This window comes from Nonomuraea sp. H19 (assembly GCF_052068215.1).
Classification (GTDB): domain Bacteria; phylum Actinomycetota; class Actinomycetes; order Streptosporangiales; family Streptosporangiaceae; genus Nonomuraea.
In genome coordinates this window covers 1-1,731 of record NZ_JBQHCV010000109.1, presented here as the reverse complement: position 1 = coordinate 1,731, position 1,731 = coordinate 1, and the positions used below count along the sequence as shown (strand labels likewise).

The following is a 1,731-nucleotide window of genomic DNA, read 5'->3' as shown; positions in this document are numbered from 1 at the left end:
CTGGGCCGATGGCGGCTACGCCGGACGCCTGGTCACCTGGGCACGAGACGTCCTGCGCCTGACGGTCGCCATCGTCAAGCGCAGTGGACGACGCGGCTTCGTCGTCCTGCCCCGCCGTTGGGGTCGTGGAACGCTCATTCGCCTGGCTGATGCGCTATCGGCGGCTGGTGCGGATCTACGAACGCAAGCCCGAGCATCACGAAGCCTTCATCTGGTGGGCCGCCGTTCACCAGATGACCCGCCGCCTGGCACGCGAACTAGCAGGTCAACCACCTCATGCCCGTTGGGGCGACCCCCTGCCGCTCCCAGAGCTGACCAGCTCCGACCGACGCGGCAAGGTCCTGGAACTTCTCGCCGCCCAGCCCTGGCGCGCCTGGCGAGGGAGCGAGCTGGCCGCCATCCTCGGCATCGACAACGTCAACAGCTTCCGTGTCCAGCTCTCGCAGTGGTCCCACCAGGGCTACATCCACAAGATCGGACCGGCGCTCTACGCCTACACCTCATCGAGCGCTTAAGCCTTTGTCAGCAGGCTCTCAGTCCCAAACGGCACCTGACCTGCGATGAAGACTTTGCGGGTCACCCTGCGAAATAACCGGACATACCTTGAATATACCGCCTGCTTGTAGGTTTCCCAGCGATGCGACGAAAGGCGTGAGCATGAGGGAAACAATCAAGTTAGCGGCGAAAAGACTCGCTGTGGGGCTGGTCGCGACCATGGCGGTCACGGGTGCGACAGTTGTCGCTTCACCAGCGGCTTCGGCGTCGCCGCCTTACTTCCTCTATACCTCGTGGGGCGGTAACTGCACGAAGGGGTCGCCGGTGAAGCACTACGACGCCGCAATCCCGCGATACAAATACGACGAGAAGCACATCAGATTCATCTATGCCTTTCCCACCGGCTACAGTCACGGACGGGAACGGGCCTTCAACCTCGCCCGCGTCGAAGCGGTTTGCACAAGGGGACAGGGACCCGGTGTCTGGAAATGGTGGAAAGCGCACTACGGCCTCGAGCGCGGGAAGGTCAGCCGGCTGGAGATCGGGAAGCACAGATGCGGCCGCAGCGGCCCTTCCTCCTGCGGTAGCGCGCACACCGTTTCTTACGGAGCCTGGCGAGCGGGCTGGACTCACGAAAAGCTCTAGCTCTCCCAGACGAAGCCGTCGGGGTCGGTGAAGGAGCCGGCGTCGCCACCGATGACGAGCCGGTGCGAAGCCGGAGCCTTCGGGGGCGACGCCCGCGACCTTGGCGAGGGCGCGGCGCTTGTAGAGGGACAGTTTGACGGGGCTCGCCGGATCGCCGAACTCGACGTATTTGCGGCCGTAGCGCTTCGTCACAGCGAGCCCGCGGTCGATGTAGAACTGCTTGGTCGCCGCCACGTCCTCGACGCCCAGCTGGAGGACGATGTCGTCGACCTGCCGGGAGGCCGAGGCGGTGTCCTTCTTCGAGGATGACGCGACCGTCCAGATCGTCCCGTCCGGGGCCTGCACCACGCCGCCGTAACCCCACAGCGACTTCGCCGCGGGCTTCAGCGTCTTGGCGCCGCCCACAAGGGCGGCGTCGATGAGGGCGTCGGCGTTGGCTGGCTGGGAGACGATGAGCGACACGGTGAACCCGCGGAAGCCTGTCGTCGGCGCCGAAGAGTCGCGGACGCGCAGCCGTACACCCAAATCGAAGGCCTCGGCGTAGAAGGCCGCTGCGGTGTCGTCCGCCTCGATGGTGACGAATTCGATGGA

General features: G+C 65.3%; 2 protein-coding genes. One reads left to right on the top strand and one right to left on the bottom strand.

What is annotated here, in order from left to right; genetic code table 11:
- The first annotated feature begins 125 nt into the window (after positions 1-125).
- A complete protein-coding gene (locus tag ACTMTI_RS56775) occupies positions 126-515 on the top strand; it encodes a hypothetical protein (protein ID WP_441129391.1) in 390 nt (129 codons plus the stop codon).
- Positions 516-744: 229 nt separating this feature from the next.
- Here ACTMTI_RS56775 and ACTMTI_RS56770 read toward each other — a convergent pair.
- A partial coding sequence (locus ACTMTI_RS56770; protein WP_441129390.1) for a hypothetical protein occupies positions 745-1,731 on the bottom strand: 987 nt, incomplete at its 5' end.